Here is a 22,596-nt window from a genome sequence, read left to right as displayed (position 1 = left end):
TTGGCGGGCCGTCATGCAAGATCGAGGCTAGGCGCCTTCCGCGGCAGCGATCCCATGACCCGACATAGGAGACAGCGGTGAGTAACTGTCGGGCCTGTACTGCGTTCACCAGGACGCGACGGTCCACCACCTCATTGGAGCCGACGTGCTTCCGGCGGACGCGCTGAAGGGGGTTCTCCGGGAGCTCCCCCGCGACCACGGCGTGTTCGAGAGCGGTATTCAGAGCGCGGCACCGCCGTTTGTACGTGTCGCCCGCGGCCGGAGTGCCGTCCAGCTTGTAGCTGAGGCGGTACAGCACATCCTCGAACACCTCGGGATCGGCCAGATCACCCAACTGCCGATCGGCCGTCGTGACCCAGTCGTACGCGGTCTTGAGTTCGGCCGGCGGGTCCTTACCCTTATTCGCGGGCACGATCCCCCATCGGAAGGCCAGCCGAAGGGTCTCGTCGTCGGGAGCGTCGTCCCCACGCTTGACCATGGCGAGCGTCACAGCCGCAAGACCGTCCGCCATGCCCTCACGAGTCTTGGCCGCAGCCGTACGCCACCGCCCGGCCACGTACTTCCGGCACAACTCGAACCACCGCAACGGCGGCTCGGCGTCCGCTGCTTCGGTGACTTCGGCCGCCGCGCGCACCTCGGACTCCGGCAATCCCGATTCGATCTCGAACGCTTCACCACGCCGGTTCATGGCCTGCCAAAGCTCGGACCGTCGGCTCTCCGCCAGAGCCGACGTGGTGAACGTCTCGCCGTGCACCCGCCCCGCGACCACCCACCGGAGGCGCCACGGGCGTGACTTACGCCCGGTTTTGGTCACCTTCCACAGCTTGACGTCGAAGGAGTAACCCGGCCGGGCGGACCCGCGCGGCCGCCCGGAAGTGCCGTTCTCAGTGCTCACGCAGCGTCCTCCCGCTCCGCAAGCCAACGCTCGTACTCCGACCGCCGGATCCGCACGTCACCGTTAGGAAGCTTGATCGAGCGGGGCCCTTTCCCGAGCTGGCGCCACCGATAGAACGTCGACGGAGCAACCTTCAGATCGGTGATGACCTCCTTGACGGTCATCTTTTCGTCCCGCGTATGGGCGCTCATCCCGCCATCCCTTCGGCTTCGTCCGCACCGGACAGCCCGGACAGCTCCATCTCCGACTGTCCAGGGTGTTTGTGCCGGTCAGATGGGGTAACCGGACAGCCGGACAGTGCGGACACCTCTTGGGTGCCCTGGGTCCGGGTACCGGTGTCCTGGTAGTACCGGCCGCTGGGGTCCTTGGTGAGCTGTCCGGCGTCGGCCATGCGGTTGCAGGTACGGCGGATGGTGTCCAGGTCGACGTTCGGTAGCTCGCTCGCCATGTCTTTCGGCTTGGCTCCGGGGTGGGCTCGGACGTGGCGCAGGATCGTTGCGCGGGTGTCGCCGACGGTGTGGTCGGACACCGGGCCGTCCAGCAAGTGCCAGGCGCCGGAGGCGGGTTGGAAGCTGAGGGCGTATTCGGCTTCGTCCACGTCGCGGCCAGTGACGTGCAGGATGCCGTCTGCCTGGCCGCGGGCCCGCTTCAGTACGAGGGTGGCGTCAGCGGCTCCGGCGATGCCGTTGGTGCCGGAGACCTCGGTGAGGAAGTCCTCGGAGCCTGCCTTGCGTACGTGGTGGACCAGGACAACGGCCACGCCGTAGTGGTCAGCGAGCCGCTTGGCATAGCCGACGGCCACATAGTCCGCGTCGTAGGCCGAGACTCCGCTCGGGGACTGGCCGCGCATCTTGGCGAACACGTCGATGACGACCATGCGGGCGTCGGGGTTGCGCTCCAGCCACTGAGCGATGGCCTCGGTTCCGCCCTGGGGGAAGGGTGGGCATTCGGTGACCAGGGTCAGGCCGGCGGGTGCGGGCTGGCCTCCCAGGAGTTTGCCCATGCGGGTCTGAAGACGACGCGGGGTGTCTTCCAGGGCGAGGTACAGCACCGGTCCGCCCTGGACGGGTACGGAGCCGAACGCCGTGCCGCCGGCGGCGACGGACAGGCCCAGTCCGAGGGAGAGCCAGGACTTGCCGACCTTCGGCGGTCCGGCGAGCAGGCTGACGCCCTCGGCGAGGATGCCGGGTACAGCCCACTTCGGTTCGGGGAAGTTGGCGGCCATGAGCTGGTCGGCAGTCCATGCGGTCCGGGGGCGCTCCCGTTTCGGCGGCGCTGTGGGCGCCGGTTGAGGGTCGCTGGGCACGGAGTACAGGTGCAGAGGCGGGATGGGGTTGGCGCTCATGCCGCGACCGTCCGAGGACGCCGCGCTCCGGCCCGTAGGCCGGAGGCAATGGTGCGCCGGGCCTCGCGCTCGCCCTGGCCGACTTGGAGCGCGGCAGTGAGGAGCCAACCGGTGACGTCGGCTTCGCTCAGGTCTCCCCCGGCGACAAGCTGTCCCAGGGCGACCGCGGCGACGTAGAGCGCGTTGTTGTGCTCGTGCGAGCCGGAGCCGGTGACCCGCTCCACTTCGCCGTTGATTGCGGAGCGAAGGAAGCCGGTGCGCCGGCCGTGCCCGGCGACGGCGACCGTGATGGGCATCTGCGGGGGTAGCGGCGCCGGGCGCAGGAGTTCGGCGAGCCAGTCCGGCAGGGGTGCCACGGGCTTGGAGTGGGTGACCACGTACGGGCGCCCGGCGAAGGTGCTGCCCGCGCCGACCACGAGTCCACCCCATGCGCGGGTGTCCACCTTCCAGCCCAGCCCGCGGGCGCTGTCCCCAGCAGTGTTGCGCAGGGGCTCACCCTCGGGTGCGAGGAAGTACAGGTGGGTGCCGCCGCTCCATGTGCGGACGGTGTAGGTGTCGCAGGGGAAGGGCTGGCCATGGCGCGCGCAGAGCACGGTGAGCACGTCGGCTCCGTCCGTGACGCCGTGCTGGGCCCACGCGGCCGGCGGGGTGTCAGCGGGGTGCTTGGGCTTGTCCAGGTCGATGACGATCAGGCCGGAAGGGCCGGTGGCGACACCGACGTTGAAGGCACCGACAGACCACGCACGGGTGATGCGCCCTGGGTCCGTGGTGGCGCGGCTCTCCCAGTCGGAGACGGCCGGACGCTTGTCTCCAGGAATGAGGGGGAACACGCGCCAGTCTCGCGACGCTGCGTCAAGCGCGGCGGTGAGCTGGGCTGAGCCGTCTGGGTACGGCATGCTGGAGGTTCTCCTGTCTGTCTTCGGATGGCCAGGGAGAACCGCGGCGGCGGGCGACCTTGCTGGGGAGTCCCGCCGCCGCGGCGTTGTTACTGGCGCTTGGCCCAAGCGGCGTACTGCTGCCGGACGTAGTGGCGCGGGTCGGAGATCGCGGCCGTGCCGTCCAGCTCGATCAGCCGCAGGGCGGCGCGGGTGGCGAGGTCGGCCGCGCCGCTGAGGTCGCTGTCGGTTTCGTCGCTCAGCGCGATGCGATCCAACAGCGCGGCCTTGCGAAGCCAGAACTCACGGTTCAGCCCGTCGTAGAACGGCCGGTCGGCTGCGGTCCGGGCGGTCCATCCGATCTCGCTGATGATGCTCGGCGCGAGCGCGTACGCCTCTTCCGGCGTGGGCAAAGGCTCCGGTTCGGGTCGGTGGTCCGCGGTGAGGTACAGGCGGGTGCGCTGGCCGTCGCGGGTGGGGTGCTGGCGCGCCGAACCGGTGGTGAAGGCGGCTGCCAGGGCCGTGCTGACGCGGTCCGAATCGGCCGGGTCGCAGATGATGCGGATCTCAAACATGAGTGGATCTCCTGTTTCAGGCAGCGTGGTAGGGGGCGTTGTCTCCGAGGGGCGGTTGGTGCCAGGACGGCAGGGTGTTGAGGGTTCGGGCACGCCACTTCAGGGCGTAGGGGAGGCAGTTGGCACAGTTCTTGTGGCTGTGGCCGGGTAACGGGGGTTTGCGGCGAGCGTCGTAGGACCAGGCGAGCGAGTCGGCCGAAGCAAGGGCGGCCCCGCAGCTGCGCAAGCCGAGCGTCTTGAAGCCGAAGCCGTGCAGGTTCAGGCCGCGTTCGGCGAGCGTGGTGACGATGACCGTGGCTTGGCCGGTGGCCTGGCGACGGCAGACGGATCCGAGTCCGACGACGCGTTCGGCCGCAAGGTCGATGCCGGACCGCTCGTAAGCGTCGGCACAGGCGAGGTAGTCATCCAGTTCCCACCCTTGGAGCACTGGGATGATGGGCAGATCAGGGGCTGCCTCGCGTATGACCAGGAAGTTCTCAATGGTGCGGCGTTGGTGCTCAGCCACGCTCAGGCCGGTCAGTCCGGTGATCCAGGGCTCGCACATCCAGTCCATAGGCGCGGCCCACTCCATGCGGCCGATCTCGTCGCGGAAGCGGCGGACTGCGGCGAGGTAGGTACGAACATCGGTACGCCAGGTGCCGTGCATGGACAGTTCGGTGAAGCCGCCGGAGTCCAGGGCCCACGGAGCTGAGGCACGTGGCAGCGTGCGCCGGGCGACAAGTCGTCGGTAGGAGACGAACAGCGGCACGTCCACCCTGCCGAGCCATTGCGGCTGGTGGGCTCCCAGGAAGAACCTCACTGCGCCTCCGTCTGTCCGGCTGTCGAGGTGCAGGGCAGTCCGGTAGTGCCGAGCCGTCGGGCGACGGCATCGAGCTTGGCGGTGAGGTCGGCGGATGCTTCACCGGCCTCCTCGGAGACCTTCAACAGCCGCATCGCCGTCTCGTGCTCGCTGTTGCCATTGGCGATCTTCAGGGCGGCGGCGATACGCGCCGCGACGGCGATCAGGATCGCGCTCACGTCGGTGCTTCTCCTGTCAGCCATGGTGCTCGTTGCGGGTGCGGGCGATCAGTCCGCGTGTGTGGGTGGTGGTGTTCTCCTGTCGGACCGGGCCGTTGTAGTGGTGGTGGTGCTCGTCGGGGACGGCTTCGGCGACGCGGGTGAACAGCCGGGCGAGGGCGAGGATGGGCACGGCGATGGCGGCGGGAGCGGCGCAGACCATGCCGATGACGGTGGGGTCGGCGTGCCGGGAGGCGATGAGAACGCCGATGGCGATGAGTCCGGGCGGCACGCTGGCCAGTCCGGCCGTGAGCATGAGCCGACCGGTGTCGACGGCCCGCTGAGACATGGGCGGGGTGCCCGGCTGCGCGACGGGGGGTGCGGCGCCGTAGGCAGGCAGGGGGCTGTCGTCGCGGTAGGCGGTCAGCGTGGCGGGTACGGGCCGGTAGGCGTCGGCGATGATCCGGGCCGCTTCGGTGGCGGCTTCGTCCTCCGTGAGCGGGGTGGACGTGGGCTTGTTCACTGGTTCCTCCGGTCAGTTGCCGAGCTGGGTGAGGGCGTCGGCGGCGGCTTGGACGAGGTTGTGGATGGGCCCGTAGGCGCCGGTTCCGGCGACGAAGAACCCGAACAGGAAGAGCACGGTGGCGGCGAAGCCTCCGGCGGACTTGGTCTTGATGGCCAAGGCGGACGTGGCGCCGAAGAGCAGGACGGCGGAGATGGTGAGGGTCATCGGGTGCCTTCCGGGCGGCGGGGGTCGGTGCCTTCGCGGTAGATCCGCTGGGCGCGGTTGTAGATCCAGCGCCCGGCGCGTATGCGCTTGCCGGTGGCCTTGCAGCGGCGGCAGCTCTTGCCGCGCTTGGGCCTGCCTTTGCGGTCGGTGTCCATGGCGAAGCCGAAGCCGTTGCATTTGCGGCAGGTGCCGAACGGGCTGGCCGTGCACACTCCGACATAACCGAGCGTGACGAGCATCAGGCAGGCGATAGCAAGGGCGATGGGGGTCATGAGGGGCCTTTCCAGGCGGTTTCCAGGGTTTTCGCAGGTGGGCTGCTATCCACTAGATCGCAGATCAGGTGCTACATGGGTCGCTAGCGGGGGTGCTACCGGTAGCAGGGCGAGGTGCTACCGGTAGCAGCGGCCAGGGCTAGGCGGCACCCCGGTTTTCGTCACGCTCCGCAATCGCCTTCGTGAGGTCGGCGCGGACGATGCCGCGGCGGGTGGTGCGGGTGCCGTCATCCGTCACGCCGGCCACGTCGCGGGTCTTGATGCCGTGCGGCTTGAGCGTGCTGGTGACGTTCTCGCCCTTCCAGCCGCCGTAGACCTCGGGGCGCAGTTCGGCGAGCCGGACGGCGATCCGCTCGTTCCACACCCGCTCTTCCGATGGCGGCACGATCGCGGCGACGTCGGCGAGCAGGTCGTAGGACGGACCGGCTGCGGCCTCGGGGTCCTCTCCGAGGGCGTGCCCGGACAGGGTGCCTTCGGCCTTGCGCAGGGCGTGCGCGCGCTGGGCGATGGCGTTGGTGGCCGGGTCGTCCAGGTAGGCGGTGCGCACGACGACCGGGAGCGCGGTCGCACCGGCGAGGTAGCCGTTACCGGCGTCGATCTCCGGGCGGAACGAGGTGGCGCGGACGCCGTTCTTGTAGGCGGACGTGCCGAGGATCATGTCGTTCTCGACCTGCCCGGCGACCCGGAGGGCGAAGCGGATGGAGACGTTGCCGCTGATCCCGGTCGGCAGGGATTCCTTGTCCGGGCGCTGCGTTGCCAGGATGAGGACCACGCCGAGGGCGCGGCCGAGCTTGATGATGAATTCGGCGTCGTCACCTGCCTGTTTGCCGTACTTGGGGTGGGCGAACAGGTTCTGGCACTCGTCGAACACGGCGACCAGCGGCCACAGCTTCAGCGAGCGCTTGTCGGCGATGGTCCGGGTGATGCGCTTGTCGGGGCACAGGTCCCGCGGCAGCTTCTTCATCGCAGCTGCGCGGCGCATGACTTCCTCGCGCAGTAGCTTCAGGGAGTCGGCCGCGTACTTGATCGAGTCGTCGTCGATGCCGGAGACGAACCGGTGGCTGACGCACTCCAGGGCGTCCAGGTCGCCGGTGCCCTTGTTCTCGTGCAGCCACAGTTCCACGGATGGGTCCATGGCGGCGCCGCAGGCCAGCACCCGCACGGAGGCGGTCTTGCCCTGGCCGGGCAGCGAGCCGATCAAGATGTTGTGCTGGATCATCGGCACGGACTGAGCACGGCCTCGCGGGTCGATGCCGAACGGGATCTTCTTGAAGACGTCGTGCTTGCGGGAGTTGGCGAGCCCCCACTTGACGATGCCGGTCTTGGACAGGTCCCGGTCGCCCACCCACAGGATGAGCCGTCCCTCGTGCTCGCTGGGGTCGGCGTCCGGCCACACGCATCCGAGCGGGCGACGCAGGCCGGAGGCGAGCCGGGCACGCCGGTCGGCCACGTCGGCGACCGTCACGCCCAAGGGCAGGTCGATGTCCGCACGCCAGCCCGGTCCCTCGCGCGTGATCGGGGCGACGAACTTGATGCCGTCCTGGCCCTTGGCGACCGCCGTTGCGATCTGGCCGATGCCGATGGACGCCATGGCCTTGACCACGATGTCACTGGTCAGTTTCTGCACCTCGGTCTTGATGACCGCACGCGTGGCCAGCGGTGCATCCGCCGGCGCACCGAGCCAGCCCAGCATCAGCACGGCGACCGTGGCCGCGAGTACCTGTGTGCGCGTCTCGGCACCGAAGACCAGGAACAGGCTCATACCCAGGACGAACAGCGCCGCGAGGACGGTGACAAGCATCCGCAGCCGTACCCTCCGGTCACGCTGGCGAGACAGCTTTAGGTACAGCTCGGAGTTCTCCCGGCGCGCCTCAGCCTGGCGCAGCGGCTCGCCCTCGGCGTCGATGGCCCAACGTCCAATCCTGGCGAGGGCGTTGATCAGGCCGAGCGGCGAGCGCCAGACCAGCTTGGGCACGTACAGGAACGGCACGCGGACCGCGTGGAAGGCAACGGTGTGCCCCACGTGCCCGGCCAGCCAGCGCATCGCGTCGGCGAACTCCGGGCCCGACTTCAGCCACGCGGGCAGGACGTCCAGACGCTTGGAGTCGCGGATGCGGTCGATTAGACCGGGACCCGACTGCGCGGGGGCCGGACGGTCGACCATCGCCGGGGCAGAGTCGCCCGACTCCCCCTCGCTCGGGTCGCCCGACTCGGTCGGCTGCAAGTCGGCCGACCGGTCGGCCCCGAAGTCGGCCGACTCGCTGCGGGCCGACCGGGCCTTGTTCAGGTCGACCACGTCACCCGCCGGATCGGCGGCTAACTCGGCTTCCAGCCGGTTGAAGAGTTCGTTGTCGTCATCGGGGTGCTTCACTGAGGATTCCTTCTCTCGGGGAGGATGCGGGGCCCGGCCGCTGTCTTGGCGGGCAAGGCCGGGCCCCGGTGTGCGGGTCAGGCGGCGCGCTGTTCCTCGGGGTAGGCGCAGGAGATGCACAGCCCGAGCGAGGTCGGGAGGCAGTAGTCGTAAGTGATCCGGCACTTCGGGCAGGTGCGGCGGGCGAGCATCGCGAGCGCGAGTGCGCCCCACTTGCGCGACGTCATCGGCCGGACCGGTTTCGCGCAGTCAACGCGGTAGAGGTAGGCGACCTGCACCCCGGCCTTGCGGCCGCGGTGGCTCCGCATCACCTGCGCGGCGACCGGCTGTCCGCCCGGCCGCAGCCCAGACGCTCGCAACTGTCGGCGGGTGGCGTAGCCGTCCGGGGCGAACCTCCACGGGTAGGTGGGGATGCCGAACCGGGCGCCGGAGGGGTCGAAGCACTTGCCATAGGCGGCCATCAGGCAGCCACCCCCACAACCGGCCCACCGGTACGTGCCCCGGCGCGGCCGGCGCGCCGTCCGGTGACGGTGGCGAACAGCCGTCCCAGTCCCGCCCGTCGGGTGCCGGCGCGCCCCAGCTTGGCCAGGTACATCGCCTCATCCGCCCGCCGCAGCAGAGCAGACAGGTCGTCGCCAGGGAAGTCTGCGACACGTACCCAGCCAAGAGAGACCGTGGTGCGTACGGCCGGGTCCTGGCCGTCGACCGGGCGGGCGAGCACGCCATGCAGTACGGCGAGCATGTCCCCGGCGGTGCCGTGGTCATCGATCAGAACGGCGGCGAACTCATCGCCCCCGAGCCGCCCGGCCACCCCGGCACGGCCGACGTAGCGAGCGAGCCGGTCCGCGGTCGCCTTCAACAGGGCGTCTCCGGCGGCGTGGCCGAAGGTGTCGTTGATCTGCTTGAAGCGGTCGACGTCGGCCAGCACCACGACCGCACGCGAGTCCCGCAGCAGAGCGGTGGCGCGGCGGGTGAAGGCGTCACGCGTCCAGAGCCCGGTCAGCGGGTCACGGCGGGCGACGTCCAGGCGCCGCCGGAGCCACAGCGTGTGTGCCGTCCATCCGGAGGCGACCGGAGCCGCCGCGGCGAGCATGCTCAGCACGGTGTTCATGCCGCCGCCCCCTCGGTTCCCTCGCTGTCGTCGCCGTCGAGGGTGTGCAGGTGGCGCCCTTCGGCCCGGTCGTTCAGCAGCAGGTCGCGCAGTACGCGGGAGTTGGCGGCAGAGCAGTGCAGCGTGGTGCGGATGGCTTCGGCGTTGATCGCGTCATCGGCCCACTCGGCCGTGGCCTTACGCGCCTCGGCAAGGAGTTCGGCCGGGGTACGCGGCGCCTTGGCCGACTTGGCCTTGCCCTTAGTGCTGGCCGGGCGCTTGCGCGGCGCCTTGGGCGGCTCCGGCGTCACTTCCTCCGGCTGCGACGGCGCGGGCGGAACGTCCTCGCTCGCCGGCGCCAGCTCGCCCAGTTTCAGCAGCACGCGTTCCGGGCGCGGGGTCTTCGACCGCCACCGTCGGCCGTGGTGCTCCCGCAGCCGGGCACGGGCCAACTGCCGCTCGCGCTCCCGCTTCAGCGCCTCCGAGTAGGAGGTGATCTCCCACAGCGTCATCCGCCGCCACAGAGCGAACGTCGACAGCGGCGCGAGCATCCAACGGGAGAACCGCACCTTCTCCATTCGTCGGCCGGTCGCGGCACCGATCCGTACGGCGTACATGTGCGCGCCGATCTCGGAGAACACCACCCACAGCAGCGGCATCGTGCCGTGCGCCACCTTCGCGGGCAGTGAGCGTCCGGCCGCGACGTTCAACCCACAAGTGACCAGCGTCAGGACCCAGGGCACGAAGCGCACCCAGGCCAAAGCCATGTCCATACGGATCAACAGGAGGTTGGCCACGGTGAACACCGGAATGGCCACGTCGATCCCGACCGGCAACATCCAAGGAGCGACGAAACCCCAGCGCGCGGCAGCAATGGAGACCGCGTCGAAGGAAGCGATCAGCCCCAGGGCGCCCACCCCGGCCGCGGAGAGCGCACCGAATCCAGCGAGGCCCTTCTCCGGCCTGGTCAGCGACGGTACCGCCGGCCGCGCCGTCTCAGTTGCGGTCGTCATGCCGCGGCCCCCCGTCGGGAGGGCCGGCGACGCCTCGCCGGACGCGCCAACAGGACGACGTTGAAGAGCTCCGGGGCGTGCGCCTCGATCACCTCAGCGGCGATGCGGGCCACGTCGTCCGGCAGGTTGCGGAACTCCGGGTCGGCGAGGATGTCACGCGCCGCATCCAGACGAGCCGCGCGCTCTTCGTCGCTCTCGCCGTCCACCCCGAGCCATAACTCAACCGGGGTTCCCAGGGCGAGTTCCACGAAGTCTTCGGCCGAGACGGCCTGTTGATGACCGATGTACGTGCGCATGGACAGTCTCCTGAGTCGATGAAGCAGGGAGAAGCCCAGTGGCGGACGACCTTGCTGGGGAGTCCCGCCGCGGGGCATGTGCTCGCCGAGCATTAACAGTCTGGTACTGTGCAACACAGAACCAGACTACTAACGAGCCGTCAAGGGTTCGACCCCGAGAGAAGTTGCGGGATGCGGTGGCACTGGTGGCGCGTCTCGCGGCGCCTACAGCTCCACTCTCATCACGTCCGGACCGCTCTGCGAGGCCAACTCTGGCGCTCAGCAAGCAGGATGCCGGGGCACCGGGCTCTCGCTCTTCCCCGCGAGAGGGGTACCCATGATGGGTACACTCCCGGCCAGGTCCACGCGACACACTGTCACTCCAGGCGTGAATGGGGATACGCGATGACCGTCAACCAATCGCCGGCCGCATTACCGCCGCACGTCCTCAGCCGCGAAGACGTGCGCGCCGCGATCGCGCGACATGACTTCGGGGCCTTGTTCGCTCTCGCGCGCAAATGGGGCGGAATCAGCTACTCAAGGATGGCCGAAGCCTGCGAGATCAAGCCCGAGAGAGTGGGCACTCTTGCACGCGGAATCGGCAACATCACGACCTACGAGAAGATCGTACAGATCGCTGACGCTCTACGAATTCCGGGGCGAATGCTCGGTCTTGCGCCCCGCCCATGGGAAACGGATGCATCACTCAAGCTAAACCCGATTCCTCAACAGCCGCTTGTTGCTGGCAACATCGCCTCATCTGCGATCCAGAATGCCAGTACAGGGGATGGAGACGAAACAGTGCTTCGCAGGGACTTCTTCCGCGCATCGGTGGGCGCCGGACTGGCCGTGGGGCTACCGGATCTCACGTCTTTCACGGCCGGACGACAGATCAGCCGGTCCACTCCCGATCTACTGCGCCAGCGCACCGCACGGTTACGCCGACTGGACGACATTCTCGGCGGCGGCGATACCTTCACCGTATACCTCGGCGAGTACGAAGCAACCAAGAGTCTGTTGCGTGAAGGAAGTTACGCAGAGGCCACCGGTCGGGGTCTTCTCTCCGTCCTGTCTGAGCAAGCCCAGCAAGCTGGTTGGGCAGCTTTCGACGCAGGAAACCACCCTGTGGCAACGCAACTCTATGAGACCAGCCACAAAGCGGCTCTGGAAGCGTCCGACGCCTCGCTCGCCGGAAACGCGCTTGCCTTTCTGGCGTACCAGAAAATTGGGGCGGACCGTCGATCCGCTGTCGCCATTGCGACGGAGTCTTGCCGGACCGCCGGCGCTGACGCTCCCCGGGGTGTTCGCGCGCTGCTTCACGAGCGTCTGGCTTGGGCTCACGCGGTCGCCGGGAACGCCAATGAAACCGAGCGTGCGTTGAGTGCCGCCGAGGACGCGCTTTCAGAGAACGATGGGGACCCTCAGCCCGACTGGGTGACTTGGGTGGACCGGAACGAACTCCGCATCATGACCGGCCGGTGCTGGACGGAGCTTCAGCGCCCCTTGCGGGCCGTGCCCATCCTGCAATCCGTCCTCTCCGAGTTCGACGACACCCACGCCCGAGACAAGGCCCTGTATCTGTCCTGGCTCTCGGAGTCGTACCTCGCGGGTGGAGAGATCGAGCAAGCAGCCGTTGTCGCGGGCCGCGTGCTCGACCTTTCAGCCGGGGTGGCATCTGTGCGACCGCGCCAGCAAATCGCTCCGGTGCTACAGGCATTGACCGCTCATCGCGGCCTCGCCGCCGTTGCCGAAACCATGGAAAAGGCTCAGCAGTGATTCAACCTGCCGAAGCATCGGCGGTCGTGTCATGCACCCACTTCAGGTAGCCCTCGGCGCCAGCCAGGATGGGTACGGCGACGATCTCGGGGTTCTTCCAAGGGTGGTTCGCAAGAAGGTGTCGTTCCAGGTCCGGGTACCGGTCCGCTCGGGTTTTGAACACGAGCTGCCACTCTTCACCGGTGCCGAACTCGCCAAGATGCCAGAACACAGAGACCACCGGGCCAATGATTTGGGCTCCTGCCGCAAGTCGCGCTTGCACTACCGAACGCGCCAGCTCTTCAGCCTCCGCGCGGCTCGCCGTAGCTGTGCTCACCTGAACGAAGTCAGTCATGGCAACGAGCCTATCCCCGCTCATGGTTGGCTACGAGGGTGCCCATCTGCGACCTCAGACACAACGCGTTCGCCTCGGGTCCCCCGCTGAACCAGCCCTTCGCCCTCAAGCATCTTGAGAGCACGGCCCACTACGCCACGCGACACCCCGTGCAGGAGAGCGAGTTCCCGCTCGGCCGGGATTGCGCTCCCAGCGGGTGCCTGCCCGGTACCGATCGAGCGACGCAAACCCTCGGCAAGCTGCGCGGCCTTCGTCGCGGCTGGTTCATTCTCCGCAGGAACGAAGCGTCCTCGCCCCTGCACGTTGACGACAACGCCGCGACGCTCCAGCTCAACGAGGACGGCCTGGGCGGTCCCTCGCGTGATCTGGAAGCGTTCCGCAAGCTGCACAGCACTGGCCACTCGTGCCCCCGCGGGTGGATCGCCCGCGCTGATCTCCTTGCTGAGCAGCCCGGCCAACTCCTCAGTCCTGGAACCGACACGCTCAACCGGGTCGCTGGACCTGGGGAACCGCCGGCCTGCCTTGCCGACCTCGATGACGCCCGCCTGCTCAAGTGTCGCGAGCGCTCTCTGAATCGTCATCCGTGCCACGCCGTATTCCTCGGCGAGGGCCGCTTCCGAAGGAATGGGGCGTTCGACAGGCAACTCCCCCGCCTCAATCCGACGCTTCAGATCCTCCGCAACCCTTGTCGAGGCTGTCGCTGGCCGGCCCATTGAGCCCCTTCTCCTGGACGCGATCACAGAGCACTACCCGGCCCAAGGCTACGCCCCCAGTTGGCACCGACGACGAGGCCAGCTCATCTCTGAATCGGACAGCGATCGGCCCCAGATTCCTGCCTATCCGCCTGTCCGCCCGTCCGGTTACGCCTCTCACCTGCATAGATATCCCGGACAGCTCGTCCGGCAGGTGTCCGGGCTGTCCGGTCATCGCCGGGCTGTAACACTCCGGGGGTGTTACAGCCCGGCGGCGGAGCCGACGTTTCAATGGGCGCAGGAGCCGGAGGCGACATCCGACCTGCCCGCCTCGCGAGGAGTGCATGGCAGGGGTCGGCGCCTCCCTGCCAGGGAGGGCCGCTTCCCCCGCGCACGGCACGACGCCACGCACCCGCCAACCCGGGTCGAGAGGACAGCCGCCACAGCTGCGGGGCGAGCCTCCAAGGTCACTCGCCCCTAGTTGCTCGCCTGATCGCGCGCTCATCACTCCCGCACGTCCGCCCCGCGATTCTCCGCGTCCCGACCTTCATCTACTGGCGGCGCATCCGCCCTGTACGCCCTCTTTACGCGCCGCCAAGCCGCAAAGAGATCCGGGAGTTGGTCAAGGAATCCCCGTACAACAAACAACAGGATCGTAACTACTCCGGAAGCGGCCAACAAAGAGAGAATGATCTGGGAATCCACCCGGTCGACACCTTCTAATCGGCGGTCGAACTCGGGTGAATCCACTCAGTTCGACCGCATCTTAAAGCGGTCAGAACTGAGATCCACGCCGACAGTAAAACTCAGGGTTACGCAAGGGGGAGTTGTCAGGCGGCGCGCCTAATAGGCGCCACAGATGGACGTCGGAGGCAGGAGTCCGGGTCGTGGTTCACGGATCATCCAGTTCCAATGCGACATGTCGGCTCGCACGGAATGGCCTGCCACTTGCACGCTATCAAAAGTGACCACCCGCAGAGCGGATCAACGAATAAAGCCGCCATCCAACTATTGTTTGTGATAAGGGGCGGCATCAACGAAGCACTGCCCGGCCGGCAGAGACCGCAGCGCTACTGGGCGGCGCGACGCTCTCTGCTTCAACGAGGGCGCACCGCGGCCCCTACAGACCTACCCACCTGCCCGCTACGCACCACCTGCGATACAGAAGGCCTCGCCGCACCTTGCGTGATCAAGGAACCGAATGCTCAGAGCCCATTCGCAAGCCGAACACTGATTGTGCTCCGGAGCCATACTCAAACACCTGCAGGTATAGCTGGTGCCGTGCCGTGCCGTGCCGTGCCGTGCGGCAGCGGTCGTGATGACTGCACAGGCCAACAGAACTGATCGTCACCAGGAGACATCACGTTGCAGAGGCGCTTCCCCGAGGTCTTCTCGGATCAACGACCGCAACTGCCCAAGACCAGCCGCGTAGTTCTCGACCTCGGCAAGGTAGGCCGGATCGTCTACGCCACGCCCATCCGCTACGACTTGCCGCAGATCCCGTAAGCTCGTGAAAACGACATCGGCCGCGTGCGCTATTCTCTCCGGTGCAAAGAGAATCACCCTCTCTCGTGCTGAATATAAACCACCATCACGGAACACTTCTCGCGCTCGCGTAAACTTCTCAGCTTCCGGCACAGTGGCTATTTCCAATGCAAGTGTCCGCAGGCGTCCACTTGTCGCATGCACCGCGTCGATGAAACTGATATACGCCTCAGCCCGAGCCGCTCCCTTTGCTCGCCGTTCGGCGTTTCGCGCACGGAACCGCTCTATCAGCAAAGTTCCTGCAACTCCTATCGCGGCACCCAACAGCGTCGCTACAAACGTGCCCATCCATCCCCCCAGGTCCCAGCAACTCCGACTGCCCAGCCCTCGCCCCTCTGATACTCCCCAAGCCCAACAGGATTCCCCCTGCACATGCGGGCGGAACAGCGCACGGGGCCCGCCGCCTTCAAGACCCGCACCCGCCATAGCAGTACATCCAACTAGGCAACCCCACGCTTGGACAAGGAGACGCGGCTCATGGGCTGCTCCCCCCACGGCCAACCCCTCATTCTCGGTTTACGACAGCGTGTCTACTCCAGAAGCGTGCCCTAGAGCGAAGGAAAGAGGCTCGGCCTCCTACTCCCATGTCGCTGCCCGAACACGGTGATCCGGAAGGACCTAATAGGGGCGGGCCGACAGGAAGTACGCGACACACCTCCGACACAGTCGCTGTCCCCGCTTTGCCCGATCCCGCTCCGCCGCAGGTCAGCAAGACTTCAGATCTTGAATGCCGCAACCACTCCGGAGCCGTGTGCGCAGGTTCGAATCCTGCCGGGGGCACCTTGAATGAGGTGCCCAAAGACCCCGCCACCAGCGAGAACGCTGAGGACGGGGTCTTCGCGTATCTACGGCCGTACGCAGCCGGATGCCGCCGAAAGCAGCCGTTTGCCAGTGATCACGTAATGACGACGTAATGATCTTGACGGGTCTCTCCGCAGGTCAGTGGCCGTTCTTCAGCCCGCCCAGGATGGCCCTGCGGACCATACGTGGACGGGCGCACGAGAGCCCCGAACCATCCCGGTCCGGGGCTCCCCTATATCGGTCACGTCGACGCGTCAGGCCGGGGCTTCGCCCTCCTCCCCCAGCCCCCTCATGATCCGGTCATTCATCGCCGCTTCCTGACCGTCGATGCACTTGGCGTAGATCTTCAGCAGGACGTCCACCGAGTGACCGGCACGAGCAGCGACCTCCGGCGCCGGCACCCCGGAGTTGAGCCACTGGGAGACTCCCGCGTGACGGAGGTCGTACGGCCGGAAGGCCAGGACCGACGACACCTGATCGGGCACGAGCGCCAGCTCCCGAGCCTGCTTCCACGCTCGCGCGTAGGACGAGGCCGCGATCACGTTTCCCCGCTCGCTGAAGAACAGCCGCCCGTCATCAGCCGTGCCGAACTCCTTCACGTGGTCACGCAGCAGCCGCACCAGTGGAGGCGGGATCGGCACGATGCGCACCTCTCCCTCGGCCCGCTGCTTCAGCCCACGCCGGTCGTGCGCCTCGCCGGAGTCCGTCCATGCCTTCCCCGCGGTCGGCCGGGTCTCCGCCAGCTCGATGCGGCCCCAGCCGGTAGCCGGGAGCGTGCAGTCGGAGCGGCGTAACCCGAGCGCCTCGCCCGGTCGCATGGCCGCGTAGTACAGGCACGCGAAGAACGCCCGCAGCCTCCGCCCGCCGGCCCGGTCGTAGCCGCCCACGTACGTGAGCGCCGTGAGCAGTTCCCGAGCCTGTCGCGGATTGACCACTACCCGGCGGTCGACTTCCTGCAAGGGCCGCTTGCCCCGCTTGCGCCGGACCCGGCTCAGCGGGTTGGACGGCAGGTGGTCGAGTTCGACGGCGTATTCAAGGACGTTGAAGACCACCGCCCGCCGTCGCCGATACGTCTGCGTCGCCGCAGGCTTGCCGTCCAGCCTCCGGCTCAGCGCCTCGATCAGCTCGTGCGCACGGGCGATCTCTTGCAACTCCCCCACAGGAAGCGATGCCTTTTCGATCCACCGCACGGCCGCAGCGATCTCCTCCGGCCGCTCACGCTCCCGACGAGGAATCGGCAGAACATACGAACGCAGCGCCCGCCGCAGTACCTCCGGAGCGGGACGCCCCCGCCCCGGCTTGACCAAGGCGGGAACGACCGTCGCCAGGGCATCGGTCACGCTGTCCCGCTGCTTGGCGGACGCGTCCGCCCATCGGGCATCCACGTACTTGACCGCCAGGTCGAGGAACGACAGCGCCGTCTTCCCGCTCCGCAGCGAGTCCGGCAGCCCGGTGATCGTGTCGAACGGCTCGCCCTTATCAGCAGCCCGAAGGAGCTTCGCGCGGAACCGGTCCGCCAGCGCCTGCGTCTTGTGCGACTCGTGGAACGGCTCGCCGCCAACGGACCACCGGACGAGGTAAGTCGGCTTCTTCGCCGAGCGGTTGATGCTTAGCTTCCAGATGACGACCTTGTACGACTTCACCGCGCAGCCCCCTCCGCCCGTTCGTCGAGCCAGTGATCGAACACGTCACGCCGAACCCGGAGCTCTCCGTTCGGCAGCCGTATGCAGGCGGGCGCGAGGCGCAGCTCCCGCCAGCGGTAGAAGGTGCGCCGGGAGATACCACCCAGCTCGTCGAGGACCTCCCGAACGGTGAGCAGCTCGGCAGCCTTACCGCGGGTCTCACGCGCCATGGGAAGCACCGCCTTCCCGCACCGAGGCCGCCAGGAGCGCGGCATCCGGCGAGTAGCCGCGCCCGGCGTAGCGCCACCGGCCGACCGTGACCGCCGGCACGCCGACCAGGCCGAGGGAAGCCTGTTGCTGCTCCGCCCGGTGGTCGGTGCGCGCCTGCCGCAGCGCGGTCAGCGTGGTCGAGTAGCGCCGGGACTTGGTGGAGAAGTGGCCGCCGTAGCCGAGCATGTGCGCCCAGCGGCGCAGCCCGAGCGCTTCGAACTCCGGCAATCCACCCAGCCACCAACTCGTGGCGATCATGCGGAGCACGTGCGCCCGTACCGGCAGGAGGACCAGGTCCCGAGCGCTGTGGATACGGCCGTCCACGGCGCCGGCGGACTCCGCTCCCTTGGTGGCGTACTTGGCGATGTAGCCCGCCACGGCGCCAGGAGAAGCAGGCCGCTCCCCCGACTCGCCCAGGTACGAGACGACCGGCCGCACGTCGACCTGGGCCCCGAAGCGCAGCGCCCGCGGCCCGATGACCCCCGCTCCAGGACCGATCAGCTGCACGCGCCCGACCACGCCCGGCACGGAGTCGACCAGCAGCCCGACCGTCGCCCAGTCGGGCGGCCCCGAGTCGGGTCCGTCCGGCCCGTCGAGTCGGATCACAGCATGGAAGTGGACGAGGCCGCGCCGCTGATACTCGGCGACTTTGGCGTACGACAGTCGGGCGACCTCGGCGAAGTCAGTCCGGGACAACCCGACTCGACGGGCGACCTCCCGCCGTAACTCCAGCCCGAACCGGTGCCAGAGCCGACCGGCGAAGGCGTGCCAGAGGACGGCGCCCGCGTAGTCGTAGCAGCGCGGGCAGAGCGGCTCGCCGAGCCGGAGGTCGTCCGCCGAGTGCCGTTCACGGCATCCGGCCGGCGTCCCGTGTGGGCACAGCTCCCCAGCCCGCCGAGGCCGACAAGCCGCGGGCTGCCCGTCCCGCTCACGACGGGTGTGCACGGGCCCGAACCCGGGAGCGGTGAGCGTGGCGAACACCCGAGGGTGACCGCTCACCGCCTCCGGAACACTCTTGCCTCCGACGAGACCGGCCCGGACGAGTTGGTACGTGTCCGCCCGATACAGCGCCGAGCAGGCCGGGCAGACGGCAGCCCGCCGATTGCCGCACGCCGCGAGCAGCCGACCGCCGTAGGCATCCGAGCCGTAGGAGAGCAGGGCGGCCCCGCTCGCCGTGTCGTAGACGGTTGCCGCTCCCACCAGGTGGATCGGGTTGGTGCAGCCGCCGAGGCGGACGATGTTCCGCCGCCAGGCCGCGAACTCCGGCTCCAATGACCGGGCGATGAGAGCGGCGACGCTCTGAGGAAGGGCGGTGGTCATCGGCGACCACCCCCGTCCCCGAACGCCTGCGCCATCACGGCCGAGATCCCTTCAGGACGGGTCTTGGCGCTGAAGCGAAGGGTCGGGTCAGTGAGCCACACGGCGGCGGCGTGCGCGGGGCACAACCACTGCTCGGTGCCGTCGAGTTGGACGAGGACGATCTGTTCCCGTCCGGCGCAGGTGGTGACCTGCGCGTCACGCTGCCTGAGATCACACTCAAGCGGCGGGGATTTGCGCGACTGATGCGCGTTGGACAAAGTGTGGGTACTCCTTTCACTGCTCACGTGGCGGATGGAGTGGGTTCCTGACGGGGTCGGGTTTGGCGACTTCGCGCCCCGTCGGGAGCCCGTCGTACGGGCGATCACTGCCGTTCCTTCGGAGGCACCCCTACGGCGCCGTACGAGATCGGCCCGAAGTCGAGCCAGGCGTCGAAGTAGCCCGATCCGTTGTCCGCCGCCGGCACCCCGAGCGGAGCGGCGACGAACTCCACGCCGTCGCGGCGAGCGGCGGAGTCGGAGGCGTCGACCAGGACGGCGAAGGACGCGTAACGCGGTACGACGACAGCCGGATTGGCGGTCAGAAATTCGACCAGCTCCCGCAGACCGGCGAGAAACGCGGCGCGGTCACCGGAGCGGATGACGTAATCGGACACAGCAAGTCCCCTTAACGGGTGAGTGGTTGGGCGGGTCAGAAGCGGAACTGGCCGAGGAAGCCGTTCACGCCGTCGAGGAGGCCCTGAACCACAGGCGCGGCCACGGTCCGGGCGAGCAGGAAGCCAAAGGCTCCGCAGAGCAGCGTGTCGGCCCAGCGCAGGTAGCGGATGCGCAGGAGGAACCAGATCACCAGGCCGAGCAGCAGCACGGCCGACATGGACACCAGCACGACAGGCCCCTCTCACAGCGCTTCGACGTGCAGCTCGGACAGGACGGGAGTCAGGTGCGCGTACTCGGCGGCGACGGCTTCCGCCTCCGCTTCCGTGATCAGGTGGGATCGGGCGCGTTCCCAGCCGTCGCCGGAGGCGAGGACGGCGGTACCGGCCTGCTCCGGAGCGATGGCCTGCGCCGCTTTCAGTGCGTCGGGGTTGAGATCACCGAGCGCCATCTCGGCCGTGCCGGGATCGGCGACCCGGTGGCACACGCGCCCGCCCAACTGCGCCCGCAGGGCGGTCACACCGGGCCCGAGGTCTGACCCGACGCGCTGGCCGGCCACGACGAGGAACACCCCGAGCGCGGCACCGAGTTGAGCGAGCCGGATGAGCGCCGTACCGGCCGCGTGCGCTTCGTCCTTCTCGCTCCGGCTCGCGACGAGGAAGAGTTCCGCGATCTCGTCGACGATCACGACGACGGGGACCGGCCGTTCCTTGTCCGCCAGGCCCCAGATGTTGCGGACCCGGGCCACCCGGCAGAGGGTCATGCGGTCGAGCGTCAGGTCGACGAGAGCGGCCAGCAGCCGGACGGCCTGCTCCCGATTGGTGGCGAGGGCGGACAACCGCGGTTCGTAGAGGGAGAGTTCCATGCCGCCCTTGCAGTCGATCCCGACGAGGGCGACTGCCTGCGGAGCGAGGCCGGCCACGAGGGCGTTGATCAGGGTCGACTTGCCGGAGCGGGTGGCCCCGACGATCAGCCAGTGCGGGATGCGCCGTAGGTCGACGACCCAGGCGGCTCCGGTCTCCAGGGCGCCCACGGTCACGCGGAGCAGATGACCGGGCCCGCGTTGCTTCGGGATCCGCGGATCGGTCAGCGGGTCGGCCGCCGAGGCGACGATCCGTACGATCCCCGGCTTCCAGGAGGTCACGCGGACCGCGTGCACCTGCCAGTTCTCCGCCATGGCGGGAGCCGCCTTGACGAAATGCTCGGGCACCTGGCCCGGCAGTAATCGCACCAGGAGTACGAAGCCGCCGGCGGTCGGGCGTATGAGCCCCCGTCGCGGAACCCGCGGCTGCGGCGGAGGCGCACCCTTGCCGACGAGCCCGGACACCACGGTCAGGGCCGGCCGACGACTGACGGCGAGCCCGCACCCGGCCATCAGGGGCCGCCAGGTGTGCACGACCCGGAAGGCCACGACCGGGAACCCGCATAACAGCCACCAGGCGACGGGATAGCGGCGGCGCAGGGCCGGGCCTGCGAGAAGCAGACCCGACGCCAGCACTGCGGCCACCACCAGGACCCAACTCGGCCAGTGCGTACCGGCCGTAGGGGCGGAGGCCAGTTCTCTCACTGCCCGGCCCCCTTACCGGCCGAGGTGGCGGGGGCGCTTAGGGGCCGGATCTCCGCCGCACGGAACGCGATCCCGTGCCGCCCCTCGTTCTCCCAGGGCGTCGCAACCAGGTCCCGTACGGCCACGGGCATGCCGAGCTGCACACCGCCCGGCTCACCGGCCACGCTCACGTTCACGACGTCGGCCGACGCGCCCGCCATCAGGCAGAGGCCGACCTGGTACATGGTCTTGCCGGTCTCGCGGTCCACGCGGAGCTGACCGGTCTCTCGGTTGGCGACCCGCGGAGCCGGGGGAACGGCGCAGATGATCCCCGTGAACTTCGCGGTGTCGATCGGAAGGCTTGTCACTGATCGGTTCTCCTCATCTCAGGTCACCCGAAGGCGAATCCTCCGGGCTGCTATACAACCCGTAGTACGGGTTGCGGATACAAGACTGACCACCCGTAGTACGGGTTGTCAACCGCCTTGCCGATGAGCGATGCTGTCCGCGAACGCGGACAAGCTGTCTTCGTTCCCGGACAGCCGAAGAGGCCACGGCCACGGAGGGCCCGCATGCCGCCGAAGAACACGCAGCCGAAGTACCGGCAGATCGCCGACTACCTGCGCGAAGGCATCTTGGACGGCACCTTCCCTGCCGGCCAACCGCTCCCGTCCGAGGAGTCGTTGGCGAAGCAGTTCGGCGTGACGCGCCCCACAGTCCGCCAAGGGCTCAGCGAGCTTCGGGCGTCAGGTCTGGTCGAGGCCATCATGGGCCGAGGCACTTTCGCCCGCTCCCCGCACAACCGCCCCAGCCACACACGCCCGCGCGGCGTGCGCCGCACGCCGGAGGGCCGTTACGTCGAGGCGGACGGCATCCGCTGGGCAGACGCAGAGGCGTCGGTAGCCACCCGCACCGACGCTCCACTCGCGCTGGCGGACCTGCTCCGCATCCCGCCGGGCGAGCCGATGTACACGTACGACGCCCTACAAACCGCGGACAACGGCCGCCTCCGCCAACTGCACCGCACGTACATCCCGTTCTCGGTACTGCTCGACACCAAGTACGAGGAGGAGGCCCCACCGCCGGCGCCGGAGCTCTACACGGCGCTCGCCGACCTGGGCCACGAACTCCACTTCACGGAGTACGTCCGCACCCGAATGCCACTGCCGGACCAGGCCCAGGCCCTACGCCTGGCGGACGGCGTCCCGCTGCTCCACATCCTCCGCGTGACGCTGACCGCGTCGGACAAGCCCTTGGCTTTGGAAGAGTTCCACCTCCCGGGCGACGAGCTGGAACTCTCTTTCAGGCTGTAGCCGAAACGGCAGCCGGGCCCGAGTTGGCTCAGACTTTCTCTACGTCATCAAGGCCCGCGCACGGCGCGGGCGCGCGCCGCCTCTGCGGCGCGGCCCGCCTCCTGTCTGCGCCCCGGCTGGCCGCGCCCGGCGGCGCGCTCGGCGGCTGCGGGCATGAAGTGGGAGGCACCCTCTGTGGCTGGGGCGGTCGGCTCCGCGGCTTTAGGCAGCCACTTTGGGGCGAGCCTCTAAGATCATGGCCCCAACGTCGTGCTTTAACGGGCAGGTCCACAGACTGCCCGACTCGCTGG

The 22,596-nt window shown here is 68.5% G+C and carries 26 protein-coding genes, 1 tRNA gene and 1 pseudogene; 3 read left to right on the top strand and 25 right to left on the bottom strand.

Going from position 1 to position 22,596, the window contains the following annotated elements:
- The 15 genes and pseudogenes from WN71_RS03990 to WN71_RS03920 all read right to left on the bottom strand — a co-directional run.
- Nucleotides 1-895: pseudogene (locus tag WN71_RS03990) on the bottom strand (tyrosine-type recombinase/integrase); the annotation flags it as partial.
- A complete protein-coding gene (locus WN71_RS03985; RefSeq protein ID WP_046587175.1) occupies nt 892-1,086 on the bottom strand; it encodes a helix-turn-helix transcriptional regulator in 195 nt (64 codons plus the stop codon). The pseudogene WN71_RS03990 and the gene WN71_RS03985, both read right to left, overlap by 4 nt.
- The gene (locus WN71_RS03980; protein WP_052743077.1) at nt 1,083-2,240 is read right to left on the bottom strand and encodes an AAA family ATPase; all 1,158 of its coding nucleotides are present in this window, start codon (nt 2,238-2,240) and stop codon (nt 1,083-1,085) included. Before WN71_RS03980 ends, WN71_RS03985 begins: the two co-directional genes overlap by 4 nt.
- The gene (locus WN71_RS03975) at nt 2,237-3,136 is read right to left on the bottom strand and encodes a bifunctional DNA primase/polymerase (protein ID WP_046587177.1); all 900 of its coding nucleotides are present in this window, start codon (nt 3,134-3,136) and stop codon (nt 2,237-2,239) included. The genes WN71_RS03980 and WN71_RS03975 overlap by 4 nt, the downstream gene beginning before the upstream one ends.
- Nucleotides 3,137-3,225: 89 nt before the next feature.
- Nucleotides 3,226-3,690, bottom strand: coding sequence for a hypothetical protein (locus tag WN71_RS03970; protein ID WP_046587180.1), 465 nt, complete (start codon nt 3,688-3,690; stop codon nt 3,226-3,228).
- A 16-nt stretch (nt 3,691-3,706) separates the two neighbouring features.
- Nucleotides 3,707-4,489 carry a deazapurine DNA modification protein DpdA family protein gene (locus WN71_RS03965; protein WP_046587182.1) on the bottom strand — a complete coding sequence of 261 codons (783 nt, stop codon included), beginning with the start codon at nt 4,487-4,489 and terminating at the stop codon, nt 3,707-3,709.
- Nucleotides 4,486-4,707 (bottom strand): hypothetical protein, encoded by a 222-nt coding sequence (locus tag WN71_RS03960; protein WP_046587185.1) that lies wholly within the window; start codon nt 4,705-4,707, stop codon nt 4,486-4,488. Before WN71_RS03960 ends, WN71_RS03965 begins: the two co-directional genes overlap by 4 nt.
- 16 nt (nt 4,708-4,723) lie before the next feature.
- Complete coding sequence (locus WN71_RS03955; RefSeq protein WP_046587187.1) at nt 4,724-5,209, bottom strand: hypothetical protein; 486 nt, start codon at nt 5,207-5,209, stop codon at nt 4,724-4,726.
- A 12-nt stretch (nt 5,210-5,221) separates the two neighbouring features.
- Nucleotides 5,222-5,416: a hypothetical protein gene (locus WN71_RS03950; protein WP_046587189.1), complete on the bottom strand. Its 195-nt coding sequence runs from the start codon at nt 5,414-5,416 to the stop codon at nt 5,222-5,224.
- Entirely contained in the window at nt 5,413-5,688 is a 276-nt protein-coding gene (locus WN71_RS03945) for a hypothetical protein (RefSeq protein WP_046587191.1), read from the bottom strand. Before WN71_RS03945 ends, WN71_RS03950 begins: the two co-directional genes overlap by 4 nt.
- Nucleotides 5,689-5,827: 139 nt before the next feature.
- Complete coding sequence (locus WN71_RS03940) at nt 5,828-8,059, bottom strand: cell division protein FtsK (RefSeq protein ID WP_046587195.1); 2,232 nt, start codon at nt 8,057-8,059, stop codon at nt 5,828-5,830.
- 77 nt (nt 8,060-8,136) lie between these two features.
- Nucleotides 8,137-8,520 carry an RRQRL motif-containing zinc-binding protein gene (locus WN71_RS03935; RefSeq protein WP_046587197.1) on the bottom strand — a complete coding sequence of 128 codons (384 nt, stop codon included), beginning with the start codon at nt 8,518-8,520 and terminating at the stop codon, nt 8,137-8,139.
- The gene (locus WN71_RS03930; protein WP_046587199.1) at nt 8,520-9,170 is read right to left on the bottom strand and encodes a GGDEF domain-containing protein; all 651 of its coding nucleotides are present in this window, start codon (nt 9,168-9,170) and stop codon (nt 8,520-8,522) included. The genes WN71_RS03935 and WN71_RS03930 overlap by 1 nt, the downstream gene beginning before the upstream one ends.
- A complete protein-coding gene (locus WN71_RS03925; RefSeq protein ID WP_046587201.1) occupies nt 9,167-10,162 on the bottom strand; it encodes a DUF2637 domain-containing protein in 996 nt (331 codons plus the stop codon). Before WN71_RS03925 ends, WN71_RS03930 begins: the two co-directional genes overlap by 4 nt.
- A complete protein-coding gene (locus WN71_RS03920; RefSeq protein ID WP_206300010.1) occupies nt 10,159-10,458 on the bottom strand; it encodes a hypothetical protein in 300 nt (99 codons plus the stop codon). The genes WN71_RS03925 and WN71_RS03920 overlap by 4 nt, the downstream gene beginning before the upstream one ends.
- A 384-nt stretch (nt 10,459-10,842) precedes the next feature.
- Between WN71_RS03920 and WN71_RS03915 the strand changes: the two genes are divergently transcribed.
- The gene (locus tag WN71_RS03915) at nt 10,843-12,213 is read left to right on the top strand and encodes an NsdA family TPR-like regulatory protein (protein WP_046587203.1); all 1,371 of its coding nucleotides are present in this window, start codon (nt 10,843-10,845) and stop codon (nt 12,211-12,213) included.
- 1 nt (nt 12,214) lies between these two features.
- Here the strand turns inward: WN71_RS03915 and cutA are convergent, their stop codons facing one another.
- Both cutA and WN71_RS03905 read right to left on the bottom strand, forming a co-directional pair.
- The gene (gene cutA / locus WN71_RS03910) at nt 12,215-12,547 is read right to left on the bottom strand and encodes a divalent-cation tolerance protein CutA (RefSeq protein WP_046587258.1); all 333 of its coding nucleotides are present in this window, start codon (nt 12,545-12,547) and stop codon (nt 12,215-12,217) included.
- 20 nt (nt 12,548-12,567) lie between these two features.
- Nucleotides 12,568-13,260, bottom strand: coding sequence for a GntR family transcriptional regulator (locus WN71_RS03905; protein WP_046587205.1), 693 nt, complete (start codon nt 13,258-13,260; stop codon nt 12,568-12,570).
- A 2,221-nt stretch (nt 13,261-15,481) separates the two neighbouring features.
- Here WN71_RS03905 and WN71_RS41735 point away from each other — a divergent pair.
- Nucleotides 15,482-15,564 (top strand) — tRNA-OTHER (locus WN71_RS41735).
- Between the two features lie 275 nt (nt 15,565-15,839).
- Here the strand turns inward: WN71_RS41735 and WN71_RS03900 are convergent.
- The 8 genes from WN71_RS03900 to WN71_RS03865 all read right to left on the bottom strand — a co-directional run bounded on the left by WN71_RS03900 (nt 15,840) and on the right by WN71_RS03865 (nt 21,361).
- A complete protein-coding gene (locus WN71_RS03900; protein ID WP_046587208.1) occupies nt 15,840-17,228 on the bottom strand; it encodes a tyrosine-type recombinase/integrase in 1,389 nt (462 codons plus the stop codon).
- The gene (locus WN71_RS03895; RefSeq protein WP_046587210.1) at nt 17,225-17,437 is read right to left on the bottom strand and encodes a helix-turn-helix transcriptional regulator; all 213 of its coding nucleotides are present in this window, start codon (nt 17,435-17,437) and stop codon (nt 17,225-17,227) included. The genes WN71_RS03900 and WN71_RS03895 overlap by 4 nt, the downstream gene beginning before the upstream one ends.
- On the bottom strand, nt 17,427-18,797 hold the full coding sequence (locus WN71_RS03890; protein ID WP_046587212.1) for a replication initiator: 1,371 nt from the start codon (nt 18,795-18,797) through the stop codon (nt 17,427-17,429). Before WN71_RS03890 ends, WN71_RS03895 begins: the two co-directional genes overlap by 11 nt.
- Nucleotides 18,794-19,054 carry a hypothetical protein gene (locus tag WN71_RS03885; RefSeq protein ID WP_046587215.1) on the bottom strand — a complete coding sequence of 87 codons (261 nt, stop codon included), beginning with the start codon at nt 19,052-19,054 and terminating at the stop codon, nt 18,794-18,796. The genes WN71_RS03890 and WN71_RS03885 overlap by 4 nt, the downstream gene beginning before the upstream one ends.
- A 104-nt stretch (nt 19,055-19,158) precedes the next feature.
- The gene (locus WN71_RS03880; protein ID WP_046587217.1) at nt 19,159-19,449 is read right to left on the bottom strand and encodes a hypothetical protein; all 291 of its coding nucleotides are present in this window, start codon (nt 19,447-19,449) and stop codon (nt 19,159-19,161) included.
- 35 nt (nt 19,450-19,484) lie between these two features.
- Entirely contained in the window at nt 19,485-19,679 is a 195-nt protein-coding gene (locus tag WN71_RS03875) for a hypothetical protein (protein ID WP_046587219.1), read from the bottom strand.
- A gap of 12 nt (nt 19,680-19,691) precedes the next feature.
- Nucleotides 19,692-21,014, bottom strand: a complete 1,323-nt coding sequence (locus tag WN71_RS03870) for an FtsK/SpoIIIE domain-containing protein (RefSeq protein ID WP_079177628.1) — start codon at nt 21,012-21,014, stop codon at nt 19,692-19,694.
- Nucleotides 21,011-21,361, bottom strand: coding sequence for an SCO3933 family regulatory protein (locus tag WN71_RS03865; protein ID WP_046587221.1), 351 nt, complete (start codon nt 21,359-21,361; stop codon nt 21,011-21,013). The genes WN71_RS03870 and WN71_RS03865 overlap by 4 nt, the downstream gene beginning before the upstream one ends.
- Before the next feature lie 204 nt (nt 21,362-21,565).
- On the opposite strand from WN71_RS03865, the gene WN71_RS03860 reads away from it, so the two are divergent.
- On the top strand, nt 21,566-22,306 hold the full coding sequence (locus tag WN71_RS03860; protein ID WP_046587223.1) for a GntR family transcriptional regulator: 741 nt from the start codon (nt 21,566-21,568) through the stop codon (nt 22,304-22,306).
- Nucleotides 22,307-22,596: the final 290 nt, after the last annotated feature.

Origin of the sequence: Streptomyces mangrovisoli (assembly GCF_000974985.2) — a bacterium.
Lineage (GTDB): Bacteria > Actinomycetota > Actinomycetes > Streptomycetales > Streptomycetaceae > Streptomyces > Streptomyces mangrovisoli.
The sequence above is the reverse complement of the archived record's forward strand: the minus strand, read 5'-3'. Positions and strand labels throughout refer to the sequence as shown.